This is a genomic window from Rhodanobacter sp. FW101-FHT13A11 (assembly GCF_058790335.1).
Genome location: NZ_JBYTCN010000002.1, coordinates 239,603 through 266,441, shown reverse-complemented (window position 1 = coordinate 266,441; position 26,839 = coordinate 239,603). Strand labels below are relative to the sequence as shown.

Genomic DNA, 26,839 nt, shown 5'->3' with positions numbered 1-26,839 from the left:
GCCTCCGACGCCTCCGCAGGAGCTTCCATGTCCCAAGCCAGCCAGATCCGCCGCGACGTCGGCCCGTTCGCCCTGATGCTCACGGGCCTGGGCTCCATCATCGGTTCCGGCTGGCTGTTCGGCGCGTGGAACGCGGCCAAGCTGGCCGGCCCCGGCGCGATCTGGGCGTGGGTGCTTGGCGCGGCGATCATCATGGCGATCGCGCTGACCTACGCCGAGCTGGGCGCGATGTTCCCCGAGTCCGGCGGCATGGTGCGCTACGGCCACTACTCGCACGGTTCGCTGGTCGGCTTCATCGCGGCGTGGGCGAACTGGATCGCGATCGTCTCGGTGATCCCGGTCGAGGCCGAGGCCTCGGTGCAGTACATGGCCGGCTGGAAGTGGCAGTGGGCGCAGGACCTGTACCGCCACGTTCCCGGCGGCCACGGCGAGTTGTCCCACGCCGGGCTGGCGATCGCGGCGGTGCTGGTGATCGTGTACTTCCTGCTGAACTTCTGGAGCGTGAAGCTGTTCGCCCGCTCCAACACCGCGATCACCCTGTTCAAGCTGGTGGTGCCCGCCGCCACCGGCATCGCGCTGATCGCCAGCGGCTTCCACCCGGAAAACTTCTCGGTGGGCGCGCACGGCGGCGCGCACGAGACGGATTTCTCGGCGATCCTCACCGCGGTGGCCACCGCCGGCATCGTGTTCAGCTTCAACGGCTTCCAGAGCCCGGTGAACCTGGCCGGCGAGGCACGCAACCCGGGCCGCAGCATTCCGTTCGCGATCGTCGGCTCGATCCTGCTGGCCACCGTGGTCTACGTGATCCTGCAGGTCGCCTATATCGGCGCGGTGCCGCGCGAGATGCTGGCCACGGCCGGCTGGCACGGCATCGACTTCAGCTCGCCGTTCGCGCAGCTGGCGGTGCTGGTCAACCTGAACTGGCTGGCGATCCTGCTCTACGCCGATGCCTTCGTCAGCCCCAGCGGCACCGGCATGACCTATACCGCCACCACCGCGCGGATGATCTACGGCATGGAGCGCAACGGCACCATGCCGAAGATCTTCGGCAGCGTGCACCCGAAGTGGGGCGTGCCGCGCCCGGCGATGTGGCTGAACCTGGTGGTGTCGTTCCTGTTCCTGTTCTTCTTCCGCGGCTGGGGCACGCTGGCGGCGGTGATCTCGGTGGCCACGATCATCTCCTACCTGACCGGCCCGGTCAGCGTGATGACCCTGCGCCGCACCGCGCCCGGGCTGCACCGCCCGTTCCGCCTGCTCGGCCTGCCGGTGCTGGCCGGCATCGCCTTCGTGATGTCGACCGAGCTGCTGTACTGGGCGAAGTGGCCGCTGACCGGCGAGATCATCCTGCTGATGGCGGTGGCGCTGCCGGTGTACCTGTACTACCAGGCGAAGAGCGGCTGGCACGACTTCGGCCGGCAGATGAAGGGCGCCTGGTGGCTGGTGTGCTACCTGCCCGCGCTGGCCTTCGTCTCGTGGATCGGCAGCACGATGTTCGGCGGCAAGGGCTACCTGCCCTACGGCTGGGACCTGCTGCTGGTCGGCGTGGTCGGCCTGGTGTTCTACCTGTGGGGCGTGCGGTGCGGCTGGCGCACGCCGTCGGTGGAGGCGGCGGAACTGGAGGCAAGGGTCGATCCGCACGCGCCGCTGGTGCCGCCTGACGAAGAAACCGCCGAGCGCGTCACCGGGCGCTGAGCCGCCTTACCCGGCTCCATGGAACGCGCGGCGACCAGCCGCGCGTTTTTGTTTTCAGCGAACGGCAGCCTGCCCGCGACCGCCCAGCGACAACAGCACCAGCACGATCGCCAACACCCCGTAGGCGCCGGCGAACTGCCACACGATGCCGCGCGAGGCGGCATCGAGCAGCCACGGCAGGTAGATGCCGCCGGACGGTTCGACCGAGTGGATCACGCCGAACAGGCTGAGCGCGCCGCCCAGCAGCAGGATCAGCGCGGCGCGCCGCGGGCGATGGTCGATCAGCGCCACCACGAAACTGGCCCAGACCATCGCGGTGATGATGAAGCCGTTGCCCAGCACGGTGATCACCGCCAGCTCGGAGATGCCGTGCGTGCCGCCGTTGAACAGCCGGGCGAAATGTTCGGGCGAGACATAGGTCGGGTCGCTCAGCTTGATCGTGAGCATCCGCGCGATCGCCGGAAAGAAACTGAACACCACCGCCGCCGCGTAGCGCACCGGCGTCGCCTCGAAGGCCTGCACGGTGATGCCGATCGCCACGAACACCAGGATAGGCGCCAGCACCGGCAGCGGCACCAGCTCGACCAGGTTCGACAGATAGCCGAACACGCCGCCCAGCCCGATCACGATGCCGGTGAGCAGGGTGTAGCCGCTGCGCGCGCCCATCGCCTTGTACGACGGCTGGCCGATGTACGGCGTGGTCTGCGCCACGCCGCCGCAGAAGCCGGCCGCCAGCGTCGCCAGCGCCTCGACCAGCAGGATGTCGCGGGTGGAGTAATCGTCCCCGGCGGCACGCGCGCTCTCGGTGACGTTGATGCCGCCCACCACCATCAGCAGGCCGAACGGCAGGATCAGCGGCAGGTACGGCACGATGTACGCAAGCCCTTCCACCCACTGCAGGGTCGGCCACGGCAACGCGAAACGCCACTGCCACACCGCCGGCGCGTGGTAGCCCGCACCCAGCCAGCCCAGCGGGCCGAGCCCGTAGTACAACAGCGCGCCGAGCACGAACGCCACCAGCACCCCAGGCAGTCCGAACGGCATCCGCGCGTGCGCCACCAGCGCGTACAGCACCACGCCGAGGCCGGCGAAACCCACCACCGGCAGCTTGAGGATCTCCACCAGCGGCAGGAAGCCCATCAGCACCAGCGCGATGCCGGCGATCGAACCGAGCAGGCCGGCGCGCGGCACGTGCCGCTGCACCATCGCGCCGAAGAACGACAGCACGAACTTCAGCACGCCCATCACCACCAGCGAGGCCATGCCCAGCTGCCAGGTGGCGATCGCCGCGGCGTGTTCGTCCATGCCGCCCTGCCTGAAGCCGAGGAAGGCCGGGCCGAGCACCAGCAAGGCCATGCCGATGCTAGTCGGCGCATCCAGCCCCAGCGGCATCGCGGTGACGTTGTCACTGCCGCGGCGCCGGGCCAGCCGGCGCGCCATCACGGTATAGGCGAGGTTGCCCAGCAGCACGCCGAGCGCGGTGCCGGGAAACATGCGCAGGAACACGATGTCCGCGGGAAAGCCGAACAGGCCGATCAGCGCCGCCGCGAGGAAGCCCATGATGGACAGGTTGTCCACCACCAGGCCGAGGAAGCCGTTGATGTCGCCGGGAGCGAGCCAGCGGTTGGCCGAGGTGTTCATGCGCGGTACCTGCCCGGGCAGCTGTGGTGCGGAGATGCCGGCGTGGCCGGCGAGCGGGAATTCATCGGGTCGTCTTCATTCTGCATTCGGCCGTCCGGACGCATGGAAGTATTGGCGGCAACCGCGCCACGGCGCAACACGGGATCATGGCGATCACTCGGCACATGGCGTTGTCGAAATCGCGGCGCCCGGTTCGTCGCACCTGCAAACGCCCCACGCAAAGGAAACCGCCCATGCCGTCCACGACCCGCACCACTATCCACACCCTCGGCCTGTTCGCCCTGCTGTCGCTGGCCGCCGCCGGCACCGCCCATGCCGCCGAGGTGAAGTATCAACTGGATCCCGACCACACCTACCCCAGCTTCGAGGCCGACCACCTCGGCGGGCTATCGGTGTGGCGCGGCAAGTTCAACCACAGCCGCGGCACGGTGACCTTGGACAAGGCCGCCGGCACGGGAACGGTCGAGGTCGTGGTGGACATGAAGAGCGCCGACTTCGGCCAGGACCAGCTCAACCAGAAGGCGCAGGGCAAGGAGCTGTTCGACACGGCGAAATACCCGCGGGCCATCTACAAGGGCCGGCTCGCCGGCTTCGTCGACGGCAAGCCGACCCGGGTGGACGGCACGCTCACCCTGCACGGCGTGACCCGCCCGCTGGAGCTGAAGATCGACAGCTTCAAGTGCATGCCGCACCCGCTGCTGAAACGCGAGCTGTGCGGCGCCGACGCGCTGGCCACGTTCCGGCGCGACGCGTTCGGCATGGACGCCGGCAAGGCCTACGGTTTCGACATGACGGTGACGCTGCGCATCCAGGTCGAGGGGATCGCGGTCGAGGGCAGCGCTCCCGCCGCCTGAGCCGGCTCATCAGGCCAGCGCCAGCACGTCCCCCAGCAGCGCCTGCGCGGTCACCTCCGGTCCCGCGCCCGGCCCCTGGATCACCAGCGGCTGGGCGTGGTAACGGGTGGTGGTGAGCGCGAACTGGTTGTCGGTGCCGTACAGCCGCGCGGCGGGATGGGTGAGCGGCACTTCGGCCAGGCCGACGCGCGCATGCCCGCGCTGGTTGAGCCGGGCCAGGAAGCGCAGCACGCAGCCGCGCGATTTCGCCTCGGCCTGGCGCGCGGCCAGCGGCGCGTCGAGTTCGGCCAGCCGCGCCAGGAACGCCTCGGTATCCAGTTCGCGCAGGGATTCGGGCACCAGGCCTTCCACCTGCACCTCGTCGGTGCCCAGCGCGAAGCCGGCGTTGCGGGCGATGATCAGCAGCTTGCGCGCCACGTCCTCGCCGGACAGGTCCGAGCGCGGGTCGGGTTCGGTATAGCCGAGCTGGCGCGCCTCGCGCAGCAGCTCGGAAAACGGGCGACTGCCGTCGTACTGGTTGAACAGCCACGACAGCGAACCGGAGAACACGCCTTCCAGGGTGAGCAGGCCGTCGCCGCAGGTGCGCAGCCGGCGCAGGGTGGACAGCACCGGCAGGCCGGCGCCCACCGTGGCCGAGTCGCCGTAGCGGCCGCCGTTCGCCAGCGCGGCCTGCAGCGCGCGCCAGCCGGACAGTTCGCCGCCGGCCAGTGCCTTGTTCGCGGTGACCACGTGGTAGCCGTGCGCCAGCCACTCCGCATGACGCGCCGCCAGCGCCGCACTGGCGGTGGCGTCGACGATCACCTTCACCGCCGCGTCGCTGGCATCCAGCGCGGCGAGCAGGCTGGCGTTGTCGCGCGGCGTGCCGTGCTGGCCCAGCTGTTCGCGCAGGTTGCGCCGGGCCAGGCTGGCCGGATCGGTCTGCTGGCGGCGCGAGTTCGCCGCGCCGACCAGCCGCAGCGAGCCCGCGGCCGAGGTGTTGAGCAGCTTGAGCAGCGCACCGCCGACCACGCCGGTGCCCAGCAGCACGATCGCGATGGCGGGGGATGCGGCGGCCCCGGCATTTGCCGCGCGTTCGGCCAGCACCGCGCTCACGCGAGCACCCGGCGTTTGGACGTCTCCACCGCTTCGGCGCGGACCAACGCCGCGTCGAGATCGCGCAGCAGGTCGCCGCCGTCCTCGATGCCGATCGACAGGCGCAACAGGCTGTCGGCGATACCCGCGGTGCGGCGCGCCTCCGGCGCCATCGCTGCATGGGTCATGGTGGCGGGATGGGCGATCAGGCTTTCCACACCACCCAGTGATTCGGCCAGCGAGAAGTACTGCAGGCCGTCGACGAACGCCTCGATCTGCGCCGCGTCGCCGTCCAGCTCGAAGCTCAGCATGGCGCCGAAACCCTGCTGCTGGCGCGCCGCCAGCGCATGTCCTGGGTGGCCGGCCAGGCCGGGGTAGTAGACCTTGCGCACGGCGGCGTGCGCATCGAGCCGTTCGGCGATGCGCACGGCGTTTTCCTGGTGCTGGCGCAGCCGCACGCCGAGGGTGCGCAGGCCGCGCAGGGTGAGGTAGCTGTCGAACGGCGCGCCGGTAAGGCCGTTGCAGTTGGCCCACCACTTCAGCTGTTCGGCCACCGCCGCGTCGCGCGCCACCGCCGCGCCGCCCACCACGTCGCTGTGGCCGTTGATGTACTTGGTGGTGGAGTGCACCACCACGTCCGCGCCCAGCAGCAGCGGCTGCTGCAGCGCCGGCGACAGGAAGGTGTTGTCGACCACCAGCAAGGCGCCGGCCGCGTGCGCGGCCTGCGCCACGTGGCGGATGTCGGTGATCCGCAGCAGCGGGTTCGACGGCGTCTCCACCCATACCAGCGCCGGCTTGCGCGCCAGCCCGGCGGCCAGCGCCACGCTGTCGGTGAGGTCGGCGAACTCGACCTGGAAGCGGCCCTTCTTCGCCCAGGCGTCGAGCAGCCGCCAGGTGCCGCCGTAGCAGTCGTGCGCCGCCAGCACGGTGGCGCCGGCCGGCACCAGCTCCAGCGCCAGCGCCACCGCCGACATGCCGCTGGAAGTCACCACCGCGCCGGCGCCCTGCTCCAGTTCCGCCAGTGCCTCGCCGAGCAGGTCGCGGGTGGGATTGCCGCTGCGCGAGTAGTCGTACGCGCGCTTGCGGCCGAAGCCCGCGAAGCTGTAGTTGGTCGACAGGTGCAGCGCGGGCACCACGGCGCCGTGCTGGGTGTCGCTCTCGATCCCGGCGCGCACGGCGCGGGTACAGGGGGCGGGGGTGTCGCTCATGTGCATCTCCAGGTTGTTCGTCGCGGCGTTCTTCGTAGGAGCGCACCTTGTGCGCGATCGCTCTTCGTTGCGTGGCGAAAAGCATTCGCGCACAGGGTGCGCTCCTACGGGAGGAGGGCTTCGCGCAACAGGGGCGCGAGCTGTTCGGGTTCCTTCAGGAAGGCGTCGTGGCCGTACGGCGACTCGACCACCTCCAGCGTGGCCGGGCCATGCAGGCGGCGCTGCAGTTCGCACAGGTCGGCCAGCGGCACCAGCCGGTCGGAGGGAAAGCCGATCAGCGTGGCCGGGGTGGGGATGCGCTCGGGCTGCACGTCGTGCAGGTCGATCGACTCGGACAGCGCGAGGAAGCGGTCCGCATCGAAGCGCTCGACGAAGCGGCGGCCCTGGTGCGCCAGGTAGTCCTCGACCGGGAAGTGGAAGCGCTCCTCGCGCCACTCCGGCCCGCCGGCGAAGCGGCGGCCGAACTCGGCGCTGCCGCGGTAGGTGGTGATCGCCAGTTGGCGCGCCAGTGCCAGCGCCTCGTCGGCCTGGCCGCTGGCCTGGCCCAGCCGCACGATGCCGCGCTGCACGCTGCGCTGCGCGGTGCTGAGCGGATGCGGCCGGTGCGCGCCGGCCAGCAGCAGCAGGCGGTCCACGCTGCGCGGGTGCCGCGCGGCGAACGCCAGCGCCACCATCGCGCCGTAGGAGGAACCGACGAAGGCATGCGCCTGCGCGATGCCCAGTTCGCCCAGCAGCGCGGCCAGCGCGTCGGCCTGGTCCTCACTGGAGACCGAGCCGGCGCCAAGCCGGTCCGGGCTGAGCCAGTCGATCGACAGCACGCGCCAGCGCTCCAGGTCGATCGCCGCGCCGCGGCCGACCAGCGCCTGCCACCAGCCCGGCGCGGCGCCGCCATCCAGCGCGGTGACGTCGCGGTCGGCCGAGATGCCGCCCTGCACGATCACGGTGGGCGCGCCCGGCGCGCCGCACCACAGGTAGTCCACGTCCACCTCGCACGGGCCGCTGCCGTACTTAGGGCTGAGCCGCAGCCGGCGGGTGCTGCGCTGGGCGGTGAGCGGCGGATGCGCGTACCGCGGCTCGGCGACGGCGGCGACGGCGGCCTGGCTAGGCTCGGTACAGCGGGTTTCGGGCAGGAACGTCATGGAACTCTCTCCGGTCGGCATCGCCCTGCGCAGGACCGGAAAGGTCGTCGGTACCGGTTTGGCGAAAGCTGCCGCGAGCCGGACGACGCCCATCTTCCGGTGGATGCCGCAGCATCCCCGCAGGAGTTGGCACCGTGGCGGAAGCGCTCCGCAGGTTGCCCCGGCTTCAATGGGCCTGTCCCTCAGCCGGTCTCGATGAGTGGGCGGATAGTGAGGCCTGCACATATACCTTGTCAATAGACGTCTAAACGTCTAGACGCATATATGTTTATTCGATCACATCATTTGCCGATGGCGTGGCGGCGGGACAAAGCTCGGCACACCGCAACATTCCCCACGGAGACCGCCATGAGCCTGCAACTGGGCGACACCGCCCCCGACTTCACCCTCGACTCCACCGAGGGGCCGATCCGCTTCCACGACTACGCCGGCGACCGCTGGGTGGTGTTCTTCTCGCACCCGAAGGACTTCACCCCGGTGTGCACCACCGAACTGGGCGCGTTCGCCGGCCGCAAGGCCGAGTTCGACGCGCGCAACACGCGGCTGCTCGGCCTGTCGGTGGATTCGGTGGCCGACCACCGCGGCTGGGCGAAGGACATCGAGGACGTGAGCGGCGCCGCGCTGAACTACCCGCTGCTGGCCGACCCGGAACTGGAGGTGGCGAAGCTGTATGGCATGTTCCACCCCAAGGCCGACCCCAAGGTCACCGTGCGCTCGGTGTTCGTGATCGACCCGCAGAAGAAGGTGCGCCTGGTGCTCACCTACCCGCCCAGCGCCGGCCGCAACGTGGACGAGGTGCTGCGCGTGCTCGACTCGCTGCAGCTCACCGACGGACGCAAGCTGACCACGCCGGTGGACTGGCAGCCCGGCGACGACGTGATCATCGCGCCATCGGTCTCCGACGACGACGCGAAGAAGCTCTACCCCGGCGGCTGGAAGACGCTGAAGTCGTACCTGCGACTGGTGCCGGCGCCACAGGCCTGACTGCTCCCTCCCCTGCAAAGCAAGGGAGGGTCGGGGAGGGGTTCGCTCTTGATCTTCAGTCCAAGTCAAAAGCCAACCCCCTCCCAACCTCCCCCTGCACACAGGGGGAGGAGCAGAATCAACGCTTTCTCCCGAACTTCCTCTCCATGAGCATCCAGCCCGACCTCTCCGCCGCCATCGGCCGCACCCCGCTGCTGCGCCTGCGCCACGCCTCCGCGCTGACCGGCTGCGAGATCCTGGGCAAGGCCGAGTTCCTCAATCCCGGCGGCTCGATCAAGGACCGCACCGCGCTGGGCCTGCTGCTGGACGCCGAGCGGCGCGGGCTGATCCGCCCCGGTGGCAGCATCGTCGAGGGCACCGCCGGCAACACCGGGATCGGGCTGGCCCTGCTCGGCGCCAGCCGCGGCTACCGCACCACGATCTTCATGCCCGAGACGCAGAGCCGCGAGAAGATCGACGCGCTGCGCATCGCCGGCGCCGAGGTGCGGCTGGTGCCCGCGGTGGCGTACAAGGACCCGAGCCACTACGCGCACCAGGCCCGCGCCCATGCCGAGGCGGCGAACGCCGCCGATCCTGGCAGCGCGTGGTTCGCCAACCAGTTCGACAACACCGCCAACCGCGACTGGCACGAAGCCACCACCGGGGTGGAGATCTGGCAGGACGCCGGCGGCCGCGTCGACGGCTTCGTCTGCGCCGCCGGCACCGGCGGCACCCTGGCCGGCGTGGGCCGCGCGCTGAAGGCGCGCCACCCCGGCGTGCGCATCGCGCTGGCCGACCCGGCCGGTTCGGCGCTGGCCAGCTACGTCAACACCGGCGAACTGGTCGCCGCGGGCAATTCGATCAGCGAGGGCATCGGCTCCAGCCGCGTCACCGCGAACTTCGACGGCGCGCCGATCGACCTGGCCTGGTCGATCCCCGACGACGAATCGGTGCCGCTGCTGCACCGCCTGCTGGCCGAGGAAGGCTGGTGCACCGGCGGCTCCAGCGGCGTCAACCTGGCCGGCGCGATCCGCCTCGCCCGCGAACTCGGCCCCGGCCACACCATCGTCACCGTGCTGGCCGACGCCGGCACGCGCTACCAGGCCAAGCTGTTCAACCCGGCGTTCCTGCGCGAAAAAGGCATCCCGGTGCCGGACTGGCTGGCAACGGCATTCCCGTAGGAGCCCGCTCGCGGGCGATGCTCCTGGCCCGGAATTCGGAAGAGCATCGCCCGCGAGCGGGCTCCTACGAAACAAGCGCCGCTTTGCCTGCGTCCTGCTAACGTATCCGGATGACCCCCTCCCCCGACACGTCCGCGCTGCACGACCGGCTGCAGCGCGACGGCTTTGCCTTCGCCACCGCCGACACCATGCGCAACCTGCTGGACGCGCCGACGCTGGGCGACTGGCCCGCGTTCGTGGCCAGCTGGAACGACCTGGCGCAGGATACCTACCTCGCCGCCAGCGGCCGCCACCGGCGGCGGCGCCACGCCACCTTCAGCGCCGACGCCGACGGCATCCGCCGCGAGGCGCACCAGCCGCACTACCAGAGCCTCGCGTACAACCCGCTGCAGGGCGACATCCAGCGCTGGTTCGAACCGGTGCTGCCGGCGATCGGCGGCGGCGCCAGCCTGCGCCGCATCCTAGGTTTCTGCCGCGACTGCTTCGGCGCATTGGCTCCTGCAACCCGCCACTGGCACGTCGAGGTGCACCAGTTCCGCATCGAGGCACGCGCGGACGAGGCCGGCGAGCCCACCCCCGAAGGCGTGCACCGCGACGGCGTCGACTACGTGCTGGTGCTGCTGATCGACCGCGAGAACATCGAGCGCGGCACTACCACCATCCACGCGCCGGACGGCCGTGAGCTGGGCAGCTTCACCCTGGCCCACGCCTTCGACGCGGCGCTGGTGGACGACCACCGCGTGTTCCACGGGGTCACCCCGGTCACGCCGCTCGATCCACAGAGGCCGGCCCACCGCGACGTGCTGGTGGTGACGTTCAAGGCGGCCTGAACGCAAACGGCTCCCGGCGCGAGCCATGCGGAGATATGGAACAGGCTCCGAGCTGCGCTACGCTGGAACGCGCCCCGACCGCACCGGAGATCGCATGTCCGCCGCCGCCAACCTCGTGATCGGCCTGATCGTGCTGCTGCACGCCTGGTTCCTGATCCTGGAGATGTTCCTGTGGACGCGGCCCTCGGGCCGCCGCGCGTTCGGCACCTCGGCGGAATTCGCCGAACAGTCGAAGGCGCTGGCCGCCAACCAGGGCCTGTACAACGGCTTCCTCGCCGCCGGCCTGGCCTGGGGCCTGCTGCTTTCCGGCGCGGAGGCGCTGCACGTGAAGTGCTTCTTCCTCGGCTGCGTGCTGCTGGCCGGCATCTACGGCGGCATCACCGCGGCGCGCAAGATCCTGTGGTTCCAGGCACTGCCGGCGGCGGTGGGCCTGGCGCTGGTGCTGCTGGCCTGAGGCGCCGCCATGCACACGCCAGACCGCGAAGCCGTCGGCACGCGCTTCGATCCCGCCCTGATGCAGCGCGCCCGCGAGAAGACCTGGGCCGCGCTGCACGGCATCCGCGCGCGCATGCACCCGGGCATCGGCGAGGACGAGGCGAAAGCCGCGGCGCACGAGGTGTTCCGCGAGCTGGGCTGCGAGCGGCTGTGGCACCCGACGATCATCCGCATCGGCGCGAACACCACCAGGACCTACCGGCAGGCCTCCGACCCCGGCGTGCGGCTGGGCGAGAACGACAGCTACTTCATCGACCTCGGCCTGGTGTTCGACGGCCACGAGGGCGATGTGGGCGACACCTTCGTGGTCGGCCACGCGCCCGAGCGGCAGGCCTGCGCGGAGGCGGCACGCGCGCTGTTCGGCGAAGTGGCCGCGGCATGGCGCTCGCGGGGGCTGAGCGGGCAGGCGCTGTACGCGTTTGCCGGCGAGCGCGCCGAGGCGATGGGCTGGCGGCTCAACCATGCGATCAAGGGGCACCGGGTCGGCGATTTCCCGCATTCGATACACAAAGGCGGCGATCTGGGCGACCTGGAAGCGTCGCCATCAGGTGGACTGTGGATACTGGAGATCCAGATTGCGCATCCGACGGAACCGTTCGGCGCGTTCCACGAGGACCTGCTGACGCGCTGATCCGTGCGCAAGAGCGCCTCGCCCGCGGCAATCACCTGGGGTGAACGGCATCCGCGCTATGCTGCCGCCTCGTCCAGGCGTTGCCCGGATTCAGGCTGTCCCGCATGCCGTCGCATCTGAAGCCAGTGCCCACCCGCACCGCCAACTCAGGCAAGGGCGGCTTATCGACGAAAACCCGCAAGCCGCCACCGACCCACACCATGATCGTCGGTATCGGCGCTTCCGCCGGTGGGCTGGAAGCGTTCAAGGCGTTCTTCGCGCACATGCCGGTGGACGGCGAGCTGGCCTTCGTGCTGGTGCAGCACCTGGCGCCCGATCACAACAGCCTGCTGGCCGAGCTGGTCGGCCGCAGTACCAGCATGCCGGTGCTCGAGGCGACCCATGGCATGCGCGTCGAAGCGCGGCATGTCTATGTGATTCCGCCGAATGCCACCCTGACCATCGCCGACGGCGTGCTGCAGGTATGCAAGCCGGCGCCGCCGCGCGAGCATCGCCGGCCGATCAATACGTTCTTCACGTCGCTGGCCGAGGACCAGGGCGACTGCGCGGTGTGCGCGGTGCTGGCCGGCACCGGCAACGATGGTGCGCAGGGCCTGCGCGCAGTGAAGGATCACGGTGGGCTGGCGCTGGCGCAATCCGGTTTCGACCACGAAGCGATGACGGGCATGCCGGCCAACGCGGTGGCCACCGGGCTGGTCGACGCCGTCATGCCGGTGGCCGACATGCCGGCACGGCTGCTCGCCTACCAGAAGCAGATGCACGCCGCGCAGCAGAAGAAGGGTTCCGATGGCGTGCGCGGCGACGTGGCGGCGCACCTGAAAACCATCTGCGAACTGCTGCATGCCGAAGTCGGCCACGACTTCAGCCAGTACAAGGAAAAGACCCTGATGCGGCGGATCCAGCGGCGCATGCTGGTGGTGCAGGCCGAGACCGTCGCGGATTACATCGACCACCTGCGTCAGTATCCGAACGAGCACGAACTGCTGTTCCGCGAGTTCCTGATCGGGGTCACCGAGTTCTTCCGCGATCCGGTCGCGTTCGAGGCACTGCGCACCATCGCGATCCCGTCGCTGCTGGCCGGCCGGAGCAGCGACGATGTGCTGCGGGTCTGGGTGCCCGGCTGCGCCACCGGCGAGGAGGCCTATTCCATCGCGATTCTGCTGCGCGAGGCGATGGGTTCGCAACGCGGCCTGAAGGTGAAGATCTTCGCCACCGACATCGACGACCAGGCGATCGGCCGCGCCCGCGCCGGGCGTTACCGCGCGCCGTTGAACGGCATTTCACCCGAGCGCCTGGAGCGCTGGTTCAGCAAGGACCGCGACGACTGGTGCGTGGTCAAGCAGATCCGCGAGATGTGCGTCTTCTCGCCGCACAGCGTGATCAAGGACCCGCCGTTTTCGCGGATGGATCTGGTCTCCTGCCGCAATCTGCTGATCTACCTCGACAACGACCTGCAGGAACGGCTGGTGCAGTCGTTCCACTACGCGTTGCGACCCGGTGGCTTCCTGCTGCTGGGCCCGTCGGAACGACTGGCCCGCAACGCACGTCTGTTCACCGAGCTGGACAAGAAACAGCGGCTGTACGTGCGCCGCGACGATGCACACACGCGTCCACGGGATTTCGTCAGCATGCAGCTTCGCCCTTTCAACAGCGCCGAATACGCCACGCCGCGGCATGCCGAAGACCTGATCGACCAGCGCGCGCGCCAGGCGTTGGAGCCATGGTCGCCGGCCTACGTGGTGATCAACGCCAGCCACGACGTGCTGCGCTTCGGCGGCGACACCGGGCGTTACCTGGCGCCATCGACCGGCGCGGCCAGCCTCAACCTGTTCCAGCTGCTCGACAAGCCCCTGCGCGGTGCCGTGCGCGCCGCTGCACTGCAGGCCCTTGCCAGCGGCAAGCAGGTCACCCGCGATGGGCTGACCTTCCTGCTCAACGGGCAGGAGCGATCGCTGCGACTGATCGTGGAGCCGCTGGCCGAAGACAGTGGCAAGGTCGAGATGTGCGTGATCGCCTTCAGCGAGCTCGAACCCTCACCACGTTTGGCCGAGACAGCGACCGATGGCAAATCCGGCGGCGAGCTCACGCGCGTCTACACGCTGGAGGACGAACTGCGGGAAACCCGCGCGCAGCTGCATACCGCGGTCGAACTGCACGAAACGGCCAGCGAGGAACTGAAATCGGCGAACGAGGAATACCAGTCGGTCAACGAGGAATTGCAATCCGCCAACGAGGAGCTGGAAACCTCCACCGAGGAAATGCAGTCGATCAACGAGGAGCTGCAGATCGTCAACACCGAGCTCAACAGCAAGAACGAAACGCTGAACCGGCTCAACAACGACATCCGCAACCTGCTCGACAGCACGCACATCGCGACCATCTTTCTCGATCGCGAGCTGTACATCCGCAGCTACACGCCGATGATGACCGAGCTGTTCCACCTGCGTGACGGCGACAAGGGCCGCCCGATCACCGAGATCTCGCCGCGCATCGACTACCCGGAACTGGAAAGCGACGTGGCGCAGGTGCTGCACGACATGACGGTCACCGAGCGCATGTTGCGCGGGACCGGCGACGCACCGACCTTCCTGCTGCGCATGCGCCCCTACCTGACGTTCGACCATGTCGTCGATGGCGTGGTGCTGACCTTCGTCGACATCACCGAGAGCCAGCAGTTGAACAACGAGCACGCCCGCCTGGCGGCGATCGTGAACTCTTCGCGCGACGCCATCTTCGGCTTTTCGCTGGATGAGCGGATCAGCAGCTGGAACGCCAGTGCCGAACGCATCTTCGGCCTGCCCGCCGAGCAGGTGGTCGGCCAGCCGTTGAGCATCTTGCTGCCGCCCGAGCCATCCGAGGAGACCAAGAAGTTCTTCGTCAGCCACGAGCGGCCCACCCGGCTGGCCGAATTCGACATGACATGGGTACGCCCGGACGGCGAGTCGGTGCCGCTGGCGATCAGCTACTCGCCGGTGTGCGACCACGACGGCGCGATGTTCGCCGGCAAGCTGATCGCGCGCGACGTGACCGAGCGCGTGCGCGCGGCGCGGCATACCGAAATGATGATGGCCGAACTCAACCATCGGGTGAAGAACACCCTGGCCACGGTGCAGGCGATCGCCCACCAGACCATCGCCAACGCAGCGGATCTGCCGGCCTTCAGGGAAAGCTTCCTGTCGCGGTTGCTGGCGCTGTCGCATACGCACAACCTGCTGGCGCAGGATGCGTGGCTCGGCGCGCCGCTGGCCGGCATCATCAACAACGAACTGGCGCCGTACCGGCAGGACAGCGACGCGCGCGTGAATGACGCGCGGGTGCGCCTACAGGGCAATGAACTCAACCTGCCGCCGAAACAGGCGCTGGCGCTGAGCATGGCGTTCCACGAACTGGCCACCAATGCCGGAAAGTACGGTTCTTTGTCGGTACCCGAGGGCCAGGTCGCCGTCACCTGGGCCACACGCGTGAGGGATCACCGTCCGTGGCTGCTGCTGCAATGGGCGGAAACCGATGGCCCCGCGGTTGAGCCGCCCTCCCGCCGAGGCTTCGGCTCACGCCTGATCGATGAAGGCATTCCGTATGAACTGGATGGTGAGGTATCGCTCGTCTTTCCGCCCGGCGGCGTCACCTGCACCATCGATATACCGCTGGGCGAGGCAGTTTCCCGATGACCATTGATATCAAGCTGCCCTGCATCCTGCTCGCCGAAGACGAGATGATGCTGGCGATGATGCTCGAGGACCGCCTCAGAGCTTCGGGCTATCGCGTGCTCAAGGCCGCGCGACTGGCCAAGTGCCTGGAGCTGGCCGACTCCCGGCTGATCGACCTGGCGATCCTCGACATCAACCTGGCCGGCGAACAGAGTTTCCCCGTGGCCATGGTGTTGCGCCGCCGCGGCATACCCTTCGTGTTTTCCTCCGGCTACGGCGGCGAAGACATCCCGGAGATGTGGCGCAACGAAACCGTCCTGCAGAAACCCTATGACACGCGGCAGCTGACCGCGGCACTGACCGCCCTGCGCGCTGCCTGACCGTCTTCGCCGATGGCGGAACATGCCGTCCGCGCGCTGCGGGGCACTGTTGCGTTGCCCCGACTGACATGCCGAACCGGCACGACCGGGCTCGGACGCTGGCCGGGCGCCCCGCCAAACGGTGCGGCGGCGGTCGCCGGCACGGCGCGCGCCGATCGGGCCGGCCCGCGCGGTACCTTGAACCGTCGCGGCAAGCCGGCACGGCCATGCGCGCATTGAAAAAGTCCGCAGCAGACAATATCTGAGCTGTCACTTGGCTGCGTTCGTGCAGCCCCCCTCCGGAGTCCAGCCCGTGGCCCGCAAGAAACCCCTGAGCCTGTACCGCAACATCGGCATCATCGCGCACATCGACGCGGGCAAGACCACCACCACCGAGCGCGTGCTGTACTACACCGGGCGCAAGCACCAGATCGTCGACGTGCACGACACCAAGGACGGCAAGGGCTCCACCACCACCGACTACATGGAGCAGGAGCGCAAGCGCGGCATCACGATCCAGTCGGCGGCGGTGACCGCGGAGTGGAAGGGCCACCAGATCAACGTGATCGACACGCCCGGGCACGTCGACTTCACCATCGAGGTGAACCGCTCGCTGCGCGTGCTCGACGGCGCCGTGGTGGTGTTCGACGGCGTCGCCGGGGTGGAGCCGCAGACCGAGACCAACTGGCGCCTGGCCGACCAGTACAAGGTGCCGCGGCTGTGCTACGTCAACAAGATGGACCGCATCGGCGCCAGCTTCGCGCACTGCGTGCAGGGCATCCGCGAGCGCCTGGGCGCCCACGCACTGCTGTGCCAGGTGCCGCTGGGCAGCAGCGACGAGTTCGTCGGCATGGCCGACCTGGTCGCCGGCGTGGGTTACCTCTGGGCCTCCGACGACAAGGACAGCGTATGGGAGACCGTGCCGCTGGACCAGATCAAGGGCCGGCTGACGTTCGGCGCCAGCGCCGACAACGCGTGGATCGCCGACCTGCCCAAGCTGCGCCAGGAGCTGCTGGAAACCGCGCTGGCGCTGGACGACGACGCCTTCGAGCGCCTGCTCAACACCGGCGAATTCGACCCGGCGGTGCTGAAGCAATGCATCCGCCGCGGCACCGTCACCGGCGCGCTGGTACCGGTACTGTGCGGCTCGTCGTACAAGAACAAGGGCGTGCAGCAGCTGCTGGACGCCGTGGTCGACTACCTGCCGTACCCCGGCGAGAACGGCGGCATCGCGCTGGTCGACGAAGACGGCCACGTCATCGGCGAACAGGCGGTGACCGACGACGCGCCGGCGCGCGCGCTGGCGTTCAAGGTGATCAACGACCAGTTCGGCACGCTCACCTTCTGCCGCATCTATTCCGGCGTGATCAAGAAGGGCGACACCCTGCTCAACGTCACCCGCGGCAGGAAGGAGCGCATCGGCCGCATCGTCGAGGTGCAGGCCGACGACACCCGGGAAATCGACGAAGTGCGCGCCGGCGACATTTGCGCCTTCGTCTCGATGAAGGACACCGAGACCGGCGATTCGCTGGCCGACCCGGCGCACCCGGCGCTGCTGGAGCGCATGCGCTTCCCCGAGCCGGTGATCAGCGTGTCGGTGGAGCCGAAGAACCGCAACGACGTCGACAAGCTGTCCACCGCGCTCTACAAGATGGTCAAGGCCGACCCGTCGCTGAAGCTCGAGGTGGACCAGGAGACCGGCGAGACCGTGCTCAAGGGCATGGGCGAACTGCACCTGGAGGTGACCATCGACCGCATGCGCACCGAGCTGGGCGTGGAAGCGAACATGGGCAAGCCCAGGGTCAGCTTCCGCGAGGCGTTCGGCCGCGCCGTCGAGCACACCTACACGCACAAGAAGCAGACCGGCGGCTCCGGCCAGTTCGCCGAGGTGACGATGATCTTCGAGCCGGGCGAACCGGGCTCGGGCGTAGTGTTCTCCGACGAGGTGGTCGGCGGCCGCGTGCCGCGCGAGTACATCCCGGCGGTCGAGCATTCGGTCAAGGCCGAATCGCGGGAAGGCCAGGTCGCCGGCTACGAGGTGGTCGACTTCAAGGCGCGCCTGATCGACGGCAAGTACCACGACGTCGACTCTTCCGCGCTGGCGTTCGAGATCGCCACCCGGCAATGCTTCCGCGAGGCGCAGAAGCTCAGCAAGCCGAAGCTGCTGGAACCCATCATGCGGCTCGAGGTGGTGATGGAGGCGGACTACCTCGGCGACGTCATCGGCGACATCAACCGCCGCCGCGGCAGCGTCAGCGACCAGGGCCAGAAAGGCAGCTCCGCCTTCGTGCAGGGCTTCGTGCCGCTGGCCGAGATGTTCGGCTACATCAACTTCCTGCGCTCCGCCACCCGCGGCCGCGGCACCTTCAGCATGGAGTTCGACCACTACCAGGAAGTGCCGGCCGGCATGGTCGAGAAGCTGATGGAGAAGGAGGCGAAGTAAGGCTTCGCCTCTTCCGGCCAGTGCCGGCATGGCTGGCGCCGGCGCGCGCCGCCACGGCAACTCCCCTCATCCTGTACTGAAGGAAAACGACAGGGCCCACCCTCGCCCCGGCGGGCGGTAGCATATTGGCCGCCCGCAGGAGCATCACCGCCTGCATCCGGGCGCCGGGGGGCGCCCACCATTCAGTAGGGGATACCATGAATTCTCAACGCATGCAGTCGGATGTGCTTGCGCGGCCTGTCCGCAACCGTCAGCGGCCATTGGCCGTCGCCTGCGCCACCGCCCTGCTCGGCCTGGCCCTGGCCGGGGCCGCGTCGGCCCAGCAGGCACAGGTGCAGGAGCAGGCATCCACGCCGACGGACGCCCGGACGGCACCCGTGGCCAAGCAGGCCAAGGCCGCCGAAAAGAAGAACAAGAAATCCGAGAACACGGTGAGCAACCTGGACGCCGTCGTCGTCACCGGCATCCGCGGCAGCATCGAGAACTCGCTGAGGGCCAAGCAGAACTCCAACGACATCATCGAGGCGATCTCGGCCGAGGACATCGGCAAGCTGCCGGACGCCAGCATCGCCGAGAGCCTGTCGCGCGTGCCGGGCCTGGCCACCCAGCGCATGAACGGCCGCGCCAGCACGATCTCGATCCGCGGCCTGTCGCCCGACTTCGCCGGCACCACGCTCAACGGACGCGAACAGGCCACCACCGGCGAGAACCGCGGCGTGGAATACGACCAGTACCCGTCCGAGCTGATCAGCGGCGCGGCGATCTACAAGACGCCCGACGCCAGCCTGATCGGCCAGGGCCTGTCCGGCACGGTCGACCTGCACACGATCAAGCCGCTGGACCTGTCGAAGCGCACGTTCGTCGCCAACCTGCGCGGCGAGCACACCAGCAACGGCAAGCTCAACCCGGGCAGCGGCGTGGGCACGCTCGGCCACCGCGCCAGCTTCTCCTATATCGACCAGTTCTTCGACCACACCCTCGGCCTCGCGGTGGGCTTCGCCCAGCTCGACTCGCCGATCCAGGAGAAGCAGTACCAGGCCTGGTGGTGGAGCGTGGACAACGGCAGCGCCGGCGCCGAACAGAACTGGGGCGCGCCGCACACGCCGGGCCTGCCCGACAACGTGATCTCGCAGGAGGGCATGCAGTTGCGCGCGCAGTCGCAGAGCCAGCTGCGCAACGGCCTGATGACGGTGTTGGAGTGGGCACCGGGCGACCACTACCACTCCACGCTGGACCTGTACTACTCGACCTTCAACGAGAAGAAGTACACCAACGGCGCGCAGTGGTCGAGCAGCCCGTGGGACAACATCGCCTACTCCAACGTGGGCATCACGCCCGCCCAGCCCTACCCGGTGGTCACCTCGGGCACGATCAGCGGCATCGCGCCGATCCTGCAGAACCAGTACACCAAGGAACACGACAAGCTGTTCTCGGCCGGCTGGAACAACCAGTACGACTTCGGCAACGGCTGGGCGGCCAGCGCCGACCTCTCCTACTCCAGCGCCAAGAAGAGGTTGCATGACGCCTACCTGTTCACCGGCCTGGCTGGTGGCGCCTTTACCAACGTGGCATTCAACACCCCGCTGGGCAACGGCTATCCGTACTTCTCGCCCGCGGTGAACCTGGCCGATCCTTCCGCGGTGGTGTTCACCGACCCGGACGGCTACGGCTACAACGGCCGGCAGGAGTTCGACCACCAGAAGGACACGATCAAGGCGATGCGGCTGGAGGTGAGCCATCCGCTGGGCTGGATCTTCAGCGACTTCACGCTCGGCGCGGACTACTCCGAGCGCACCAAGACCAAGACGGCCGACGTGGACTTCGCCTGGCTCAACGGCAACGGCTCCACCTCGGGCACCTACGACAACCACTTCAGCACGCCGGTGAACGGTGCCTACCTGCGCCAGCCCACCTCGCTCGGCTACGGCGGCATCCCGGGCATCCTCTACTACAACGTGCTGGGCGCGCTGTACAACCAGTTCTACCTGACCCAGCGCAACGGCCAGGGCGACTGGAGCCGCAACTACACGGTGAAGGAGAAGGTGCCGGTTGCCTACCTCAAGCTCAACATCGACACCGCGCTGGGCGACGTGCCGCTGCGCGGCAACGTGGGCGTGCAGTTCGTGCGCACCGACCAGTCGTCGCAGGCGCTGCAGACCAACGGCGACACCCTGGTCGGCCGCATCGACGACGGCGCGAAGTACAACAACGTGCTGCCCAGCCTGAACCTGGCGGCCCAGCTCACCGACCGCCAGTACCTGCGCTTCGGCTTTGCCAAGACCATGTCGCGCGGCCGCATCGACGACGAGAAGGTGGCCACCTCCGCCGGCGTGGGGAAAGTGCAGAACGGCCCCGCCGCCGGCCAGGTGCTGTGGTCCGGCAGCGGCGGCAACCCGAAGCTGAAGCCCTACGTGGCGGTCGGCACCGACCTGTCGTACGAGTTCTACTTCGGCAAGTCCAGCTATTTCGCCGCGGCGGTGTTCAACAAGAACCTGCTGAACTACATCTACAACCAGACCACGCTCAACTACGACTTCTCGCACTACACCAACGACAACCCCACGCTCACGCCGACCAGCAACATCGGCTCGTTCACCCGGCCCGCGAACGGCACCGGCGGCAAGATGCAGGGCCTGGAGCTGTCCGGCGCGCTGGAAGGCGGGTTGCTGGCGCAGGCGCTGGACGGCTTCGGCGTGCAGGCCAACTTCTCGCTGACCAACAGCAACATCCCGACCAGCTCGATCTCCTCGATCCCCGGTGGCCCGACCACCCTGCCCGGGCTGTCGCGCAAGGTCGCCAACCTGGCGCTGTACTACGAGAAGTACGGCTGGTCGGTGCGCGTGGCCGAACGCTACCGCTCGTCCTTCACCGGCGAGGCGGTGGCGCTGTTCGACCAGCTCGGCTACACCAAGGTGCTGGCCAACAAGCAGACCGACCTGCAGATCGGCTACGCGTTCACCGAAGGCAGCTGGAACGGCCTGTCGCTGCTGCTGCAGGTGAGCAACCTCACCAACACTCCCGACAAGACCGTGCAGGTGTCCGGCCTGCCCAACAACGTGCAGGTGGCGCGCCCGCTGGAGTACGACACCTGGGGCCGCACGGTGATGCTGGGGGTGAACTACAAGCTGTAGGCGATCCGGCGACAGCGGAAAGCCATGAAGCCCGGGGAGCGATCCCCGGGTTTTTCATTGGGCGCCCGTCACGCGGAAAGATGTTCGTGCAGGATCGCCGCTCGGTATCGACACCGCCGGTGATCTCCACGCGCCGGCCGCCGACGGCCGCCCGCGCGGCAGATGCAAGCGCGCGTGCCGCCGCGCATACTCGGGCATCGCTCAGCATACGCACCGGAGAACTTCGAATGAGAGCACCACGAGTACTTGGGCCCGCCGCAGCGGCCACGCTGGTCTTCTGCGCCGGCATCGGACTGGCCCACGCCGACGCCAGGACCGGCACCGCGGCCGACACCAGCGCCAAGGTACTGCCCGAAACCATGGCCATGCTGAAGCACGCTATCAGCATCCCCACGGTCGAAGGCGAGCACCAGGTGCCGGTGCTCGCCGCCTACCTGGCCGACAAGCTCAAGGCCGCCGGCTTCGCCGCCAGCGATGTCGAGATCATCCCGGTGGGCGAAACCGCCGCGCTGGTGGCGCGCTATCGCGGCACCGGTGAAGGCAAGCCGATCCTGCTGTCCGGGCACATGGACGTAGTGGCGGCCAAGCGCAAGGACTGGAGCCGCGACCCGTTCACCCTGGTCGAGGAGAACGGCTACCTCTACGGCCGCGGCACGGCCGACATGAAAACCGCGGTGGTGGTGCTGGTCGAGACGCTGATCCGGCTCAAGCGCGAGGGCTTCAAGCCGCGCCACGACCTGATCCTGCTGCTGTCCGGCGACGAAGAGACCACGATGGCCTCGACCCGCGAACTGGCGAAGCGCTATCACGACGCCGAATTCCTGCTCAACGCCGACGCCGGCGGCGGCACCCTGATCCCCCAGACCGGCAAGCCCGCGCTGTACCACATCCAGGCCGCCGAGAAGACGTATGCGGACTTCCAGATCAGCCTGACCTCGCCCGGCGGGCACTCCAGCGAACCCACTGCAGACAACGCGATCTACCGGTTGGCGCGCGTCATCGACCGCGTCGCCGGCTACCAGTTTCCGCCGCAGAGCAACGAGATCACGCGCGCCTCGCTGCGTGCACTCGGCGCCCACACGCCCGGCCCGCTGGGCGCGGCGATGACCCGCTTCGCCGCCCACCCCGACGATGCCGCCGCCGCGGCCACCCTCTCCGCCGATCCCGCCTACGTCGGCCAGATCCGCACCACCTGCGTGGCCACCATGCTCAACGGCGGCCACGCGCTCAACGCACTGCCGCAAAGCGCCAGCGTCAACGTCAACTGCCGCATCTTCCCGGGCACCCCGGTCGACAGCGTGCGCGACACCCTGGTCAAGGTGATCAACGACAAGTCCGCCAGCGTGGCCGTGCTGTCACCCCCGCCGGTGGCCAGCCCCGCCTCGCCACTGCGCCAGGACGTGATCGCCGCCGTCACCGACGCCGTGCACGCCCGCTTCCCCGGCGTGGAAATCGTCCCCGGCATGTCCGCCGGCGCCTCCGACAGCATGTACTTCCGCAACGCCGGCGTCCCCAGCTACGGCATCGATGCGGCCTTCACCAAGCCCGACGACAGCTTCGCCCATGGGCTCAACGAGAAGTTGCCGGCGTCGGAAGTCGCCGCCGGGCTGGAGTTCTGGCATCGGGTGCTCGTGCAGTTGGCGAAGTGAGGTAGGTGGCAGAGCTGGCGTCATGTCGGCTCCCGATCTCGGACAGATGTTGGAACAGCCGAACCTGACTCCGTTTTCATGGTGCGGCACGCGACCAGCCGCCACAAACCTTGGTGGGATTCATTGAAGTTATCATCGGATGATATATAGTCATGTCAAAGGAAGACGTGGGACTGGAAACGCTGCTGTTGCTCAACGGCGAGATCTACGATCAGGGCAACGGTTACTGGATCAAGATCGAGGCATGGCGTATCGAGGCGAATGAGCATGTGCCACACGGCATACGCTACGCGCTGACATTGCATGATCGCTACGGCACGCGGTTACTCGGTTTCGACAATGCGCATGCCGTCAAGCCACCGAAGCGCAAGCGTTATGCAGGTCGTCGTCTGGCCTACGACCATCGACATCGTCACGTCAGCGACAAGGGCGTGCCGTACGAATTCACCAGCCCGCAGCAATTGCTGGAGGATTTCTTCAACGAAGTCGATCGCGTACTTGAGGAAACGAAATCATGAAAAAGTTGGTCATCGGCATCGCATCCCAACAAGCCATCCGCTCCCGCGCACTGGCCATTGCGCGCGGCGATCATCAGCCACGCCCCAACGAGCCGAAAATCTGGTTCACCTCCATGCGCTCGCTGGCCGAAGTGCTGTCCGACGACAATCGCGCGTTGTTGCGCGTCATCCGGGAACGGAAGCCCGAGTCACTGAGCCAGCTCGCCGAGCTCACCGGACGCGCGCCCAGCAATCTTTCGCGTACGCTCAAGACGATGGAACGCTATGGCCTGGTCGAGATGCGCCGCACGTTGCGTAACGTGCAGCCCGTCGCCACGGCCAGCGAATTTGTGATTCAGGCGGCATGAGATCGACGATTTAAATGAACTTGACCCCTTTGTTTTCCAGCGGTGGCGTACGGAGTGCGCGCCAGGATGGCGCGCTGCTCTACCCGGGGCCCCTGTGCGGCGGTGAGGCGGGGTCGACAGGCCGCGTAGCGGGAGTCGACAGGGATGTCGACTCCTTTTCGCTCGGACAGGAGTCCGATCGAAAAGCCCGGCCCCGACTCACGGACTTGCCGCCCATGGATGGGCGGCAAGCGCCAAGCGGGGTGGCCTTTCTCTTTGGTTACTTTCTCTTTGGCCACGCAAAGAGAAAGTAACTCGGGTGCCGCAGGCGCACGAAAGCTCTTCGCTTTGCATCACCCATCAAAGACAACAGCATCGCCCGCGAGCGGGCTCCTACAACGGAACCACAAGGCGACTGCGGCGGGAAAGAGCGTAAGAGGCCCCACCCCCGATCCACGCTACAATTACCGGTTCGCGCTCCCGCCGACCCGCACCCCATGCCCACCCATCTCCAAGAAACCCGCCGCCGCCGCACCTTCGCCATCGTCAGCCATCCTGACGCGGGCAAGACCACGCTGACCGAGAAGCTGCTGCTGTTCGGTGGCGCGATCCAGATGGCGGGCAGCGTGAAGAGCCGCAAGACGGCGCGGCACGCCACCTCGGACTGGATGGCGCTGGAGAAGGAGCGCGGCATCTCGGTGACCTCGTCGGTGATGCAGTTCCCGTACGAGGGCAAGATCGTCAACCTGCTCGACACGCCCGGCCACGCGGATTTCTCCGAGGACACCTACCGCGTGCTGACCGCGGTGGACTCGGCGCTGATGGTGATCGACTGCGCCAAGGGCGTGGAGGAGCGCACGATCAAGCTGATGGAGGTGTGCCGCCTGCGCGACACGCCGATCATGACCTTCATCAACAAGCTCGACCGCGAGGGCCGTTCGCCGATCGAGCTGCTGGACGAGGTAGAGTCGGTGCTGGGCATCGCCTGCGCCCCGTTGACCTGGCCGATCGGCATGGGCAAGCGGCTGAAGGGCGTGTACCACCTGGCGCTGGACGAGGTGCACATCTTCGAGCAGGGCAAGAACTTCACCCGGCAGGATTCGACCATCTTCAAGGGCCTCGACGCGCCCGGCCTGGTCGAGAAGATCGGCGTCGAGGCGATGCGCGAGCTGCGCGAGGAACTGGAGCTGGTGCAGGGCGCCGCGCCCTCCTTCGACCTCGACGAATACCTGGCCGGCCGGCAGACGCCGGTATTCTTCGGCTCGGCGGTGAACAACTTCGGCGTGCAGCTGTTGCTGGACTTCTTCGTCGAGCACGCGCCCAGCCCGCGCCCGCGCGCCACCACCACGCGTGAGATCCAGCCGGAGGAGGAGAAGCTCTCCGGCTTCGTGTTCAAGATCCAGGCGAACATGGACCCGGCGCACCGCGACCGCGTGGCGTTCATGCGCGTGTGCTCGGGCACCTACAGCGCCGGCATGAAGATGATCCAGACCCGCACCAACAAGGAAGTGCGCATCGCCAACGCGCTGACCTTCATGGCCAGCGACCGCGAGATCGTGGAGACGGCCTATCCGGGCGACGTGATCGGCCTGCACAACCACGGCACCATCACCATCGGCGACACCTTCACCGAGGGCGAGCAGGTTTCCTTCACCGGCATCCCGAACTTCGCGCCGGAGCTGTTCCGCCGCGCGCGGCTGCGCGACCCGCTGAAGATGAAGGCGCTGCAGAAGGGCCTGGCGCAATTGAGCGAGGAAGGCGCCACCCAGTTCTTCCGCCCGCTGATGTCGAACGACCTGATCCTGGGCGCGGTCGGCGTGCTGCAGTTCGAGGTGGTCGCCTACCGCCTGAAGGACGAGTACAACGTCGACGCCAGCTTCGAGCCGGTGACGGTGACCACCGCGCGCTGGGTGCACTGCGACGACCCGAAGAAGCTGGAGGAATTCCGCGAGAAGAACGCGATGAACCTGGCGCTGGACGCGGCCGGCGAGCTGGTCTACATCGCGCCGACCCGGGTCAACCTGCAGCTGGCGCAGGAGCGCTGGCCGCAGGTGCGCTTCGCCGCCACGCGCGAGCACGCGGCGGCGGTGGAGCTGTAGCAGCACTGCCATACCGCTGCTAACGTGCGAACCTTTGCCGGCGGATCACGCATGCACGACCAGGCCATCGCCTTCACCACGCCTCCCGATGCGCCGCGCTGGCAGTGCTGGCTGCTGTTCTCGCCGCTGGCGCGGATCGTGATCTTCGTTGCGGTGTTTCTGATCCTCAGCCTGGCGATGGGCTCGCTGCTGCATGCGCTGGGCTGGCTCGGCAAGGCCGCCCCGGCCACCCTCCACGGCCTGGCGCAGTTCCTGATGCGCGCGCTGCCGGCGCTGCTTGCCTACCTCCTGCTGGTACGGCTGGTGGAGCGCCGCCCGCTTGCCGAACTGGCGCCGCGCCGGCTGCTGCCGGCCGGCGCCGCCGGCGCCGGCGCCGGCCTGCTGCTGTTCAGCGCGGTGGTCGGCGTGCTGTACCTGCTCGGCAGCTACCGCGTCACCGGCACCAACCCGCATGCGCAGTGGCTGCCGGCCCTGCTGATGGCGGGGCTGGGCGCCGGCATCGGCGAGGAGATCATCTGCCGCGGCGTGCTGTTCCGCATCGTCGAGGAAGGCCTGGGCAGCTGGTGGGCGCTGCTGGTCTCGGCGCTGTTCTTCGGCGCGGTGCACATCGGCAACCCCGGCGCCACGCTGTGGAGTTCGGCCGCCATCGCGATCGAGGCCGGCCTGCTGTTCGGCATGCTCTACCACGTGACCCGTTCGCTGCCGGCCTGCATGGGCCTGCACGCGGCGTGGAACTTCGCCCAGGGCACGATCTACGGCATCCCGGTTTCCGGTACCCGCGCCGACGGCTGGCTGGTCTCCGCCCGCAGCGGCCCGGACTGGCTGAGCGGCGGCGCGTTCGGCGCCGAGGCGTCGGTGATCGCGCTGGCCCTGTGTAGCTTGTGCACGATCGGCCTGCTGGTCGTGGCGCGGCGGCGCGGTTCGATCGTGCCACCGTCCTGGCGCCGCTGATCCGCGGCCGC

20 protein-coding genes and 1 riboswitch are annotated in these 26,839 nt (G+C 68.4%); of the genes, 16 read left to right on the top strand and 4 right to left on the bottom strand.

What is annotated here, in order from left to right:
* Positions 1-27: 27 nt before the first annotated feature.
* Positions 28-1,692: an APC family permease gene (locus tag AC3WRN_RS03720; protein WP_492621940.1), complete on the top strand. Its 1,665-nt coding sequence runs from the start codon at positions 28-30 to the stop codon at positions 1,690-1,692.
* A 54-nt stretch (positions 1,693-1,746) separates the two neighbouring features.
* On the opposite strand, the gene AC3WRN_RS03715 is transcribed toward AC3WRN_RS03720, so the two are convergent.
* Positions 1,747-3,333 (bottom strand): SulP family inorganic anion transporter, encoded by a 1,587-nt coding sequence (locus AC3WRN_RS03715; RefSeq protein WP_492621939.1) that lies wholly within the window; start codon positions 3,331-3,333, stop codon positions 1,747-1,749.
* 233 nt (positions 3,334-3,566) lie between these two features.
* On the opposite strand from AC3WRN_RS03715, the gene AC3WRN_RS03710 reads away from it, so the two are divergent.
* Positions 3,567-4,187 carry a YceI family protein gene (locus AC3WRN_RS03710; protein ID WP_492621938.1) on the top strand — a complete coding sequence of 207 codons (621 nt, stop codon included), beginning with the start codon at positions 3,567-3,569 and terminating at the stop codon, positions 4,185-4,187.
* Between the two features lie 9 nt (positions 4,188-4,196).
* Here the strand turns inward: AC3WRN_RS03710 and AC3WRN_RS03705 are convergent, their stop codons facing one another.
* The 3 genes from AC3WRN_RS03705 to metX form a co-directional block, all read right to left on the bottom strand.
* A complete protein-coding gene (locus AC3WRN_RS03705; protein ID WP_492621937.1) occupies positions 4,197-5,279 on the bottom strand; it encodes a homoserine dehydrogenase family protein in 1,083 nt (360 codons plus the stop codon).
* Positions 5,276-6,466, bottom strand: a complete 1,191-nt coding sequence (gene metB / locus AC3WRN_RS03700; protein WP_153021642.1) for a cystathionine gamma-synthase — start codon at positions 6,464-6,466, stop codon at positions 5,276-5,278. The genes AC3WRN_RS03705 and metB overlap by 4 nt, the downstream gene beginning before the upstream one ends.
* Positions 6,467-6,570: 104 nt before the next feature.
* Positions 6,571-7,605, bottom strand: coding sequence for a homoserine O-succinyltransferase MetX (gene metX, locus AC3WRN_RS03695; RefSeq protein ID WP_492621936.1), 1,035 nt, complete (start codon positions 7,603-7,605; stop codon positions 6,571-6,573).
* An 86-nt stretch (positions 7,606-7,691) separates the two neighbouring features.
* Positions 7,692-7,807: riboswitch (SAM riboswitch) on the bottom strand.
* 146 nt (positions 7,808-7,953) lie between these two features.
* Here metX and AC3WRN_RS03690 point away from each other — a divergent pair.
* The 14 genes from AC3WRN_RS03690 to AC3WRN_RS03625 all read left to right on the top strand — a co-directional run bounded on the left by AC3WRN_RS03690 (position 7,954) and on the right by AC3WRN_RS03625 (position 26,828).
* Positions 7,954-8,589 (top strand): peroxiredoxin, encoded by a 636-nt coding sequence (locus tag AC3WRN_RS03690; protein WP_492621935.1) that lies wholly within the window; start codon positions 7,954-7,956, stop codon positions 8,587-8,589.
* A 146-nt stretch (positions 8,590-8,735) separates the two neighbouring features.
* On the top strand, positions 8,736-9,749 hold the full coding sequence (locus tag AC3WRN_RS03685; protein WP_492621934.1) for a cysteine synthase A: 1,014 nt from the start codon (positions 8,736-8,738) through the stop codon (positions 9,747-9,749).
* Positions 9,750-9,859: 110 nt separating this feature from the next.
* Positions 9,860-10,579 (top strand): 2OG-Fe dioxygenase family protein, encoded by a 720-nt coding sequence (locus AC3WRN_RS03680; RefSeq protein ID WP_492621933.1) that lies wholly within the window; start codon positions 9,860-9,862, stop codon positions 10,577-10,579.
* Positions 10,580-10,673: 94 nt separating this feature from the next.
* Positions 10,674-11,033, top strand: a complete 360-nt coding sequence (locus tag AC3WRN_RS03675; RefSeq protein ID WP_492621932.1) for a DUF1304 domain-containing protein — start codon at positions 10,674-10,676, stop codon at positions 11,031-11,033.
* A gap of 9 nt (positions 11,034-11,042) precedes the next feature.
* Entirely contained in the window at positions 11,043-11,705 is a 663-nt protein-coding gene (locus tag AC3WRN_RS03670; protein ID WP_492621931.1) for a M24 family metallopeptidase, read from the top strand.
* A 104-nt stretch (positions 11,706-11,809) separates the two neighbouring features.
* On the top strand, positions 11,810-15,373 hold the full coding sequence (locus tag AC3WRN_RS03665) for a chemotaxis protein CheB (RefSeq protein WP_492621930.1): 3,564 nt from the start codon (positions 11,810-11,812) through the stop codon (positions 15,371-15,373).
* Positions 15,370-15,732 carry a response regulator gene (locus AC3WRN_RS03660; RefSeq protein WP_492621929.1) on the top strand — a complete coding sequence of 121 codons (363 nt, stop codon included), beginning with the start codon at positions 15,370-15,372 and terminating at the stop codon, positions 15,730-15,732. The genes AC3WRN_RS03665 and AC3WRN_RS03660 overlap by 4 nt, the downstream gene beginning before the upstream one ends.
* Positions 15,733-16,024: 292 nt before the next feature.
* Entirely contained in the window at positions 16,025-18,154 is a 2,130-nt protein-coding gene (gene fusA, locus AC3WRN_RS03655) for an elongation factor G (RefSeq protein ID WP_492621928.1), read from the top strand.
* A gap of 197 nt (positions 18,155-18,351) precedes the next feature.
* Entirely contained in the window at positions 18,352-21,285 is a 2,934-nt protein-coding gene (locus AC3WRN_RS03650; protein ID WP_492621927.1) for a TonB-dependent receptor, read from the top strand.
* Positions 21,286-21,512: 227 nt separating this feature from the next.
* Positions 21,513-22,934 carry a M20/M25/M40 family metallo-hydrolase gene (locus AC3WRN_RS03645; protein ID WP_492621926.1) on the top strand — a complete coding sequence of 474 codons (1,422 nt, stop codon included), beginning with the start codon at positions 21,513-21,515 and terminating at the stop codon, positions 22,932-22,934.
* Between the two features lie 152 nt (positions 22,935-23,086).
* Positions 23,087-23,452 (top strand): toxin-antitoxin system TumE family protein, encoded by a 366-nt coding sequence (locus tag AC3WRN_RS03640; RefSeq protein ID WP_492621925.1) that lies wholly within the window; start codon positions 23,087-23,089, stop codon positions 23,450-23,452.
* Positions 23,449-23,799 (top strand): HVO_A0114 family putative DNA-binding protein, encoded by a 351-nt coding sequence (locus AC3WRN_RS03635; protein WP_492621924.1) that lies wholly within the window; start codon positions 23,449-23,451, stop codon positions 23,797-23,799. Before AC3WRN_RS03640 ends, AC3WRN_RS03635 begins: the two co-directional genes overlap by 4 nt.
* 476 nt (positions 23,800-24,275) lie before the next feature.
* Positions 24,276-25,877: a peptide chain release factor 3 gene (locus tag AC3WRN_RS03630; protein ID WP_492621923.1), complete on the top strand. Its 1,602-nt coding sequence runs from the start codon at positions 24,276-24,278 to the stop codon at positions 25,875-25,877.
* A 51-nt stretch (positions 25,878-25,928) separates the two neighbouring features.
* Positions 25,929-26,828 (top strand): CPBP family intramembrane glutamic endopeptidase, encoded by a 900-nt coding sequence (locus tag AC3WRN_RS03625; RefSeq protein ID WP_492621922.1) that lies wholly within the window; start codon positions 25,929-25,931, stop codon positions 26,826-26,828.
* The last annotated feature ends 11 nt before the right edge of the window (positions 26,829-26,839 follow it).

What these genes read in the sequence shown, in the direction of transcription:
- AC3WRN_RS03645 (WP_492621926.1), top strand. Translation starts at nt 21,513, where the DNA reads ATGAGAGCACCACGAGTACTTGGGCCCGCCGCAGCGGCCACGCTGGTC.
- AC3WRN_RS03710 (WP_492621938.1), top strand. Translation starts at nt 3,567, where the DNA reads ATGCCGTCCACGACCCGCACCACTATCCACACCCTCGGCCTGTTCGCC.
- AC3WRN_RS03720 (WP_492621940.1), top strand. Translation starts at nt 28, where the DNA reads ATGTCCCAAGCCAGCCAGATCCGCCGCGACGTCGGCCCGTTCGCCCTG.
- AC3WRN_RS03690 (WP_492621935.1), top strand. Translation starts at nt 7,954, where the DNA reads ATGAGCCTGCAACTGGGCGACACCGCCCCCGACTTCACCCTCGACTCC.
- AC3WRN_RS03685 (WP_492621934.1), top strand. Translation starts at nt 8,736, where the DNA reads ATGAGCATCCAGCCCGACCTCTCCGCCGCCATCGGCCGCACCCCGCTG.
- AC3WRN_RS03675 (WP_492621932.1), top strand. Translation starts at nt 10,674, where the DNA reads ATGTCCGCCGCCGCCAACCTCGTGATCGGCCTGATCGTGCTGCTGCAC.
- AC3WRN_RS03670 (WP_492621931.1), top strand. Translation starts at nt 11,043, where the DNA reads ATGCACACGCCAGACCGCGAAGCCGTCGGCACGCGCTTCGATCCCGCC.
- AC3WRN_RS03660 (WP_492621929.1), top strand. Translation starts at nt 15,370, where the DNA reads ATGACCATTGATATCAAGCTGCCCTGCATCCTGCTCGCCGAAGACGAG.
- AC3WRN_RS03650 (WP_492621927.1), top strand. Translation starts at nt 18,352, where the DNA reads ATGAATTCTCAACGCATGCAGTCGGATGTGCTTGCGCGGCCTGTCCGC.
- AC3WRN_RS03630 (WP_492621923.1), top strand. Translation starts at nt 24,276, where the DNA reads ATGCCCACCCATCTCCAAGAAACCCGCCGCCGCCGCACCTTCGCCATC.
- metB (WP_153021642.1), bottom strand. Translation starts at nt 6,466, where the DNA reads ATGAGCGACACCCCCGCCCCCTGTACCCGCGCCGTGCGCGCCGGGATC.
- AC3WRN_RS03665 (WP_492621930.1), top strand. Translation starts at nt 11,810, where the DNA reads ATGCCGTCGCATCTGAAGCCAGTGCCCACCCGCACCGCCAACTCAGGC.
- AC3WRN_RS03635 (WP_492621924.1), top strand. Translation starts at nt 23,449, where the DNA reads ATGAAAAAGTTGGTCATCGGCATCGCATCCCAACAAGCCATCCGCTCC.
- AC3WRN_RS03715 (WP_492621939.1), bottom strand. Translation starts at nt 3,333, where the DNA reads ATGAACACCTCGGCCAACCGCTGGCTCGCTCCCGGCGACATCAACGGC.
- AC3WRN_RS03680 (WP_492621933.1), top strand. Translation starts at nt 9,860, where the DNA reads ATGACCCCCTCCCCCGACACGTCCGCGCTGCACGACCGGCTGCAGCGC.
- metX (WP_492621936.1), bottom strand. Translation starts at nt 7,605, where the DNA reads ATGACGTTCCTGCCCGAAACCCGCTGTACCGAGCCTAGCCAGGCCGCC.
- AC3WRN_RS03625 (WP_492621922.1), top strand. Translation starts at nt 25,929, where the DNA reads ATGCACGACCAGGCCATCGCCTTCACCACGCCTCCCGATGCGCCGCGC.
- AC3WRN_RS03640 (WP_492621925.1), top strand. Translation starts at nt 23,087, where the DNA reads ATGTCAAAGGAAGACGTGGGACTGGAAACGCTGCTGTTGCTCAACGGC.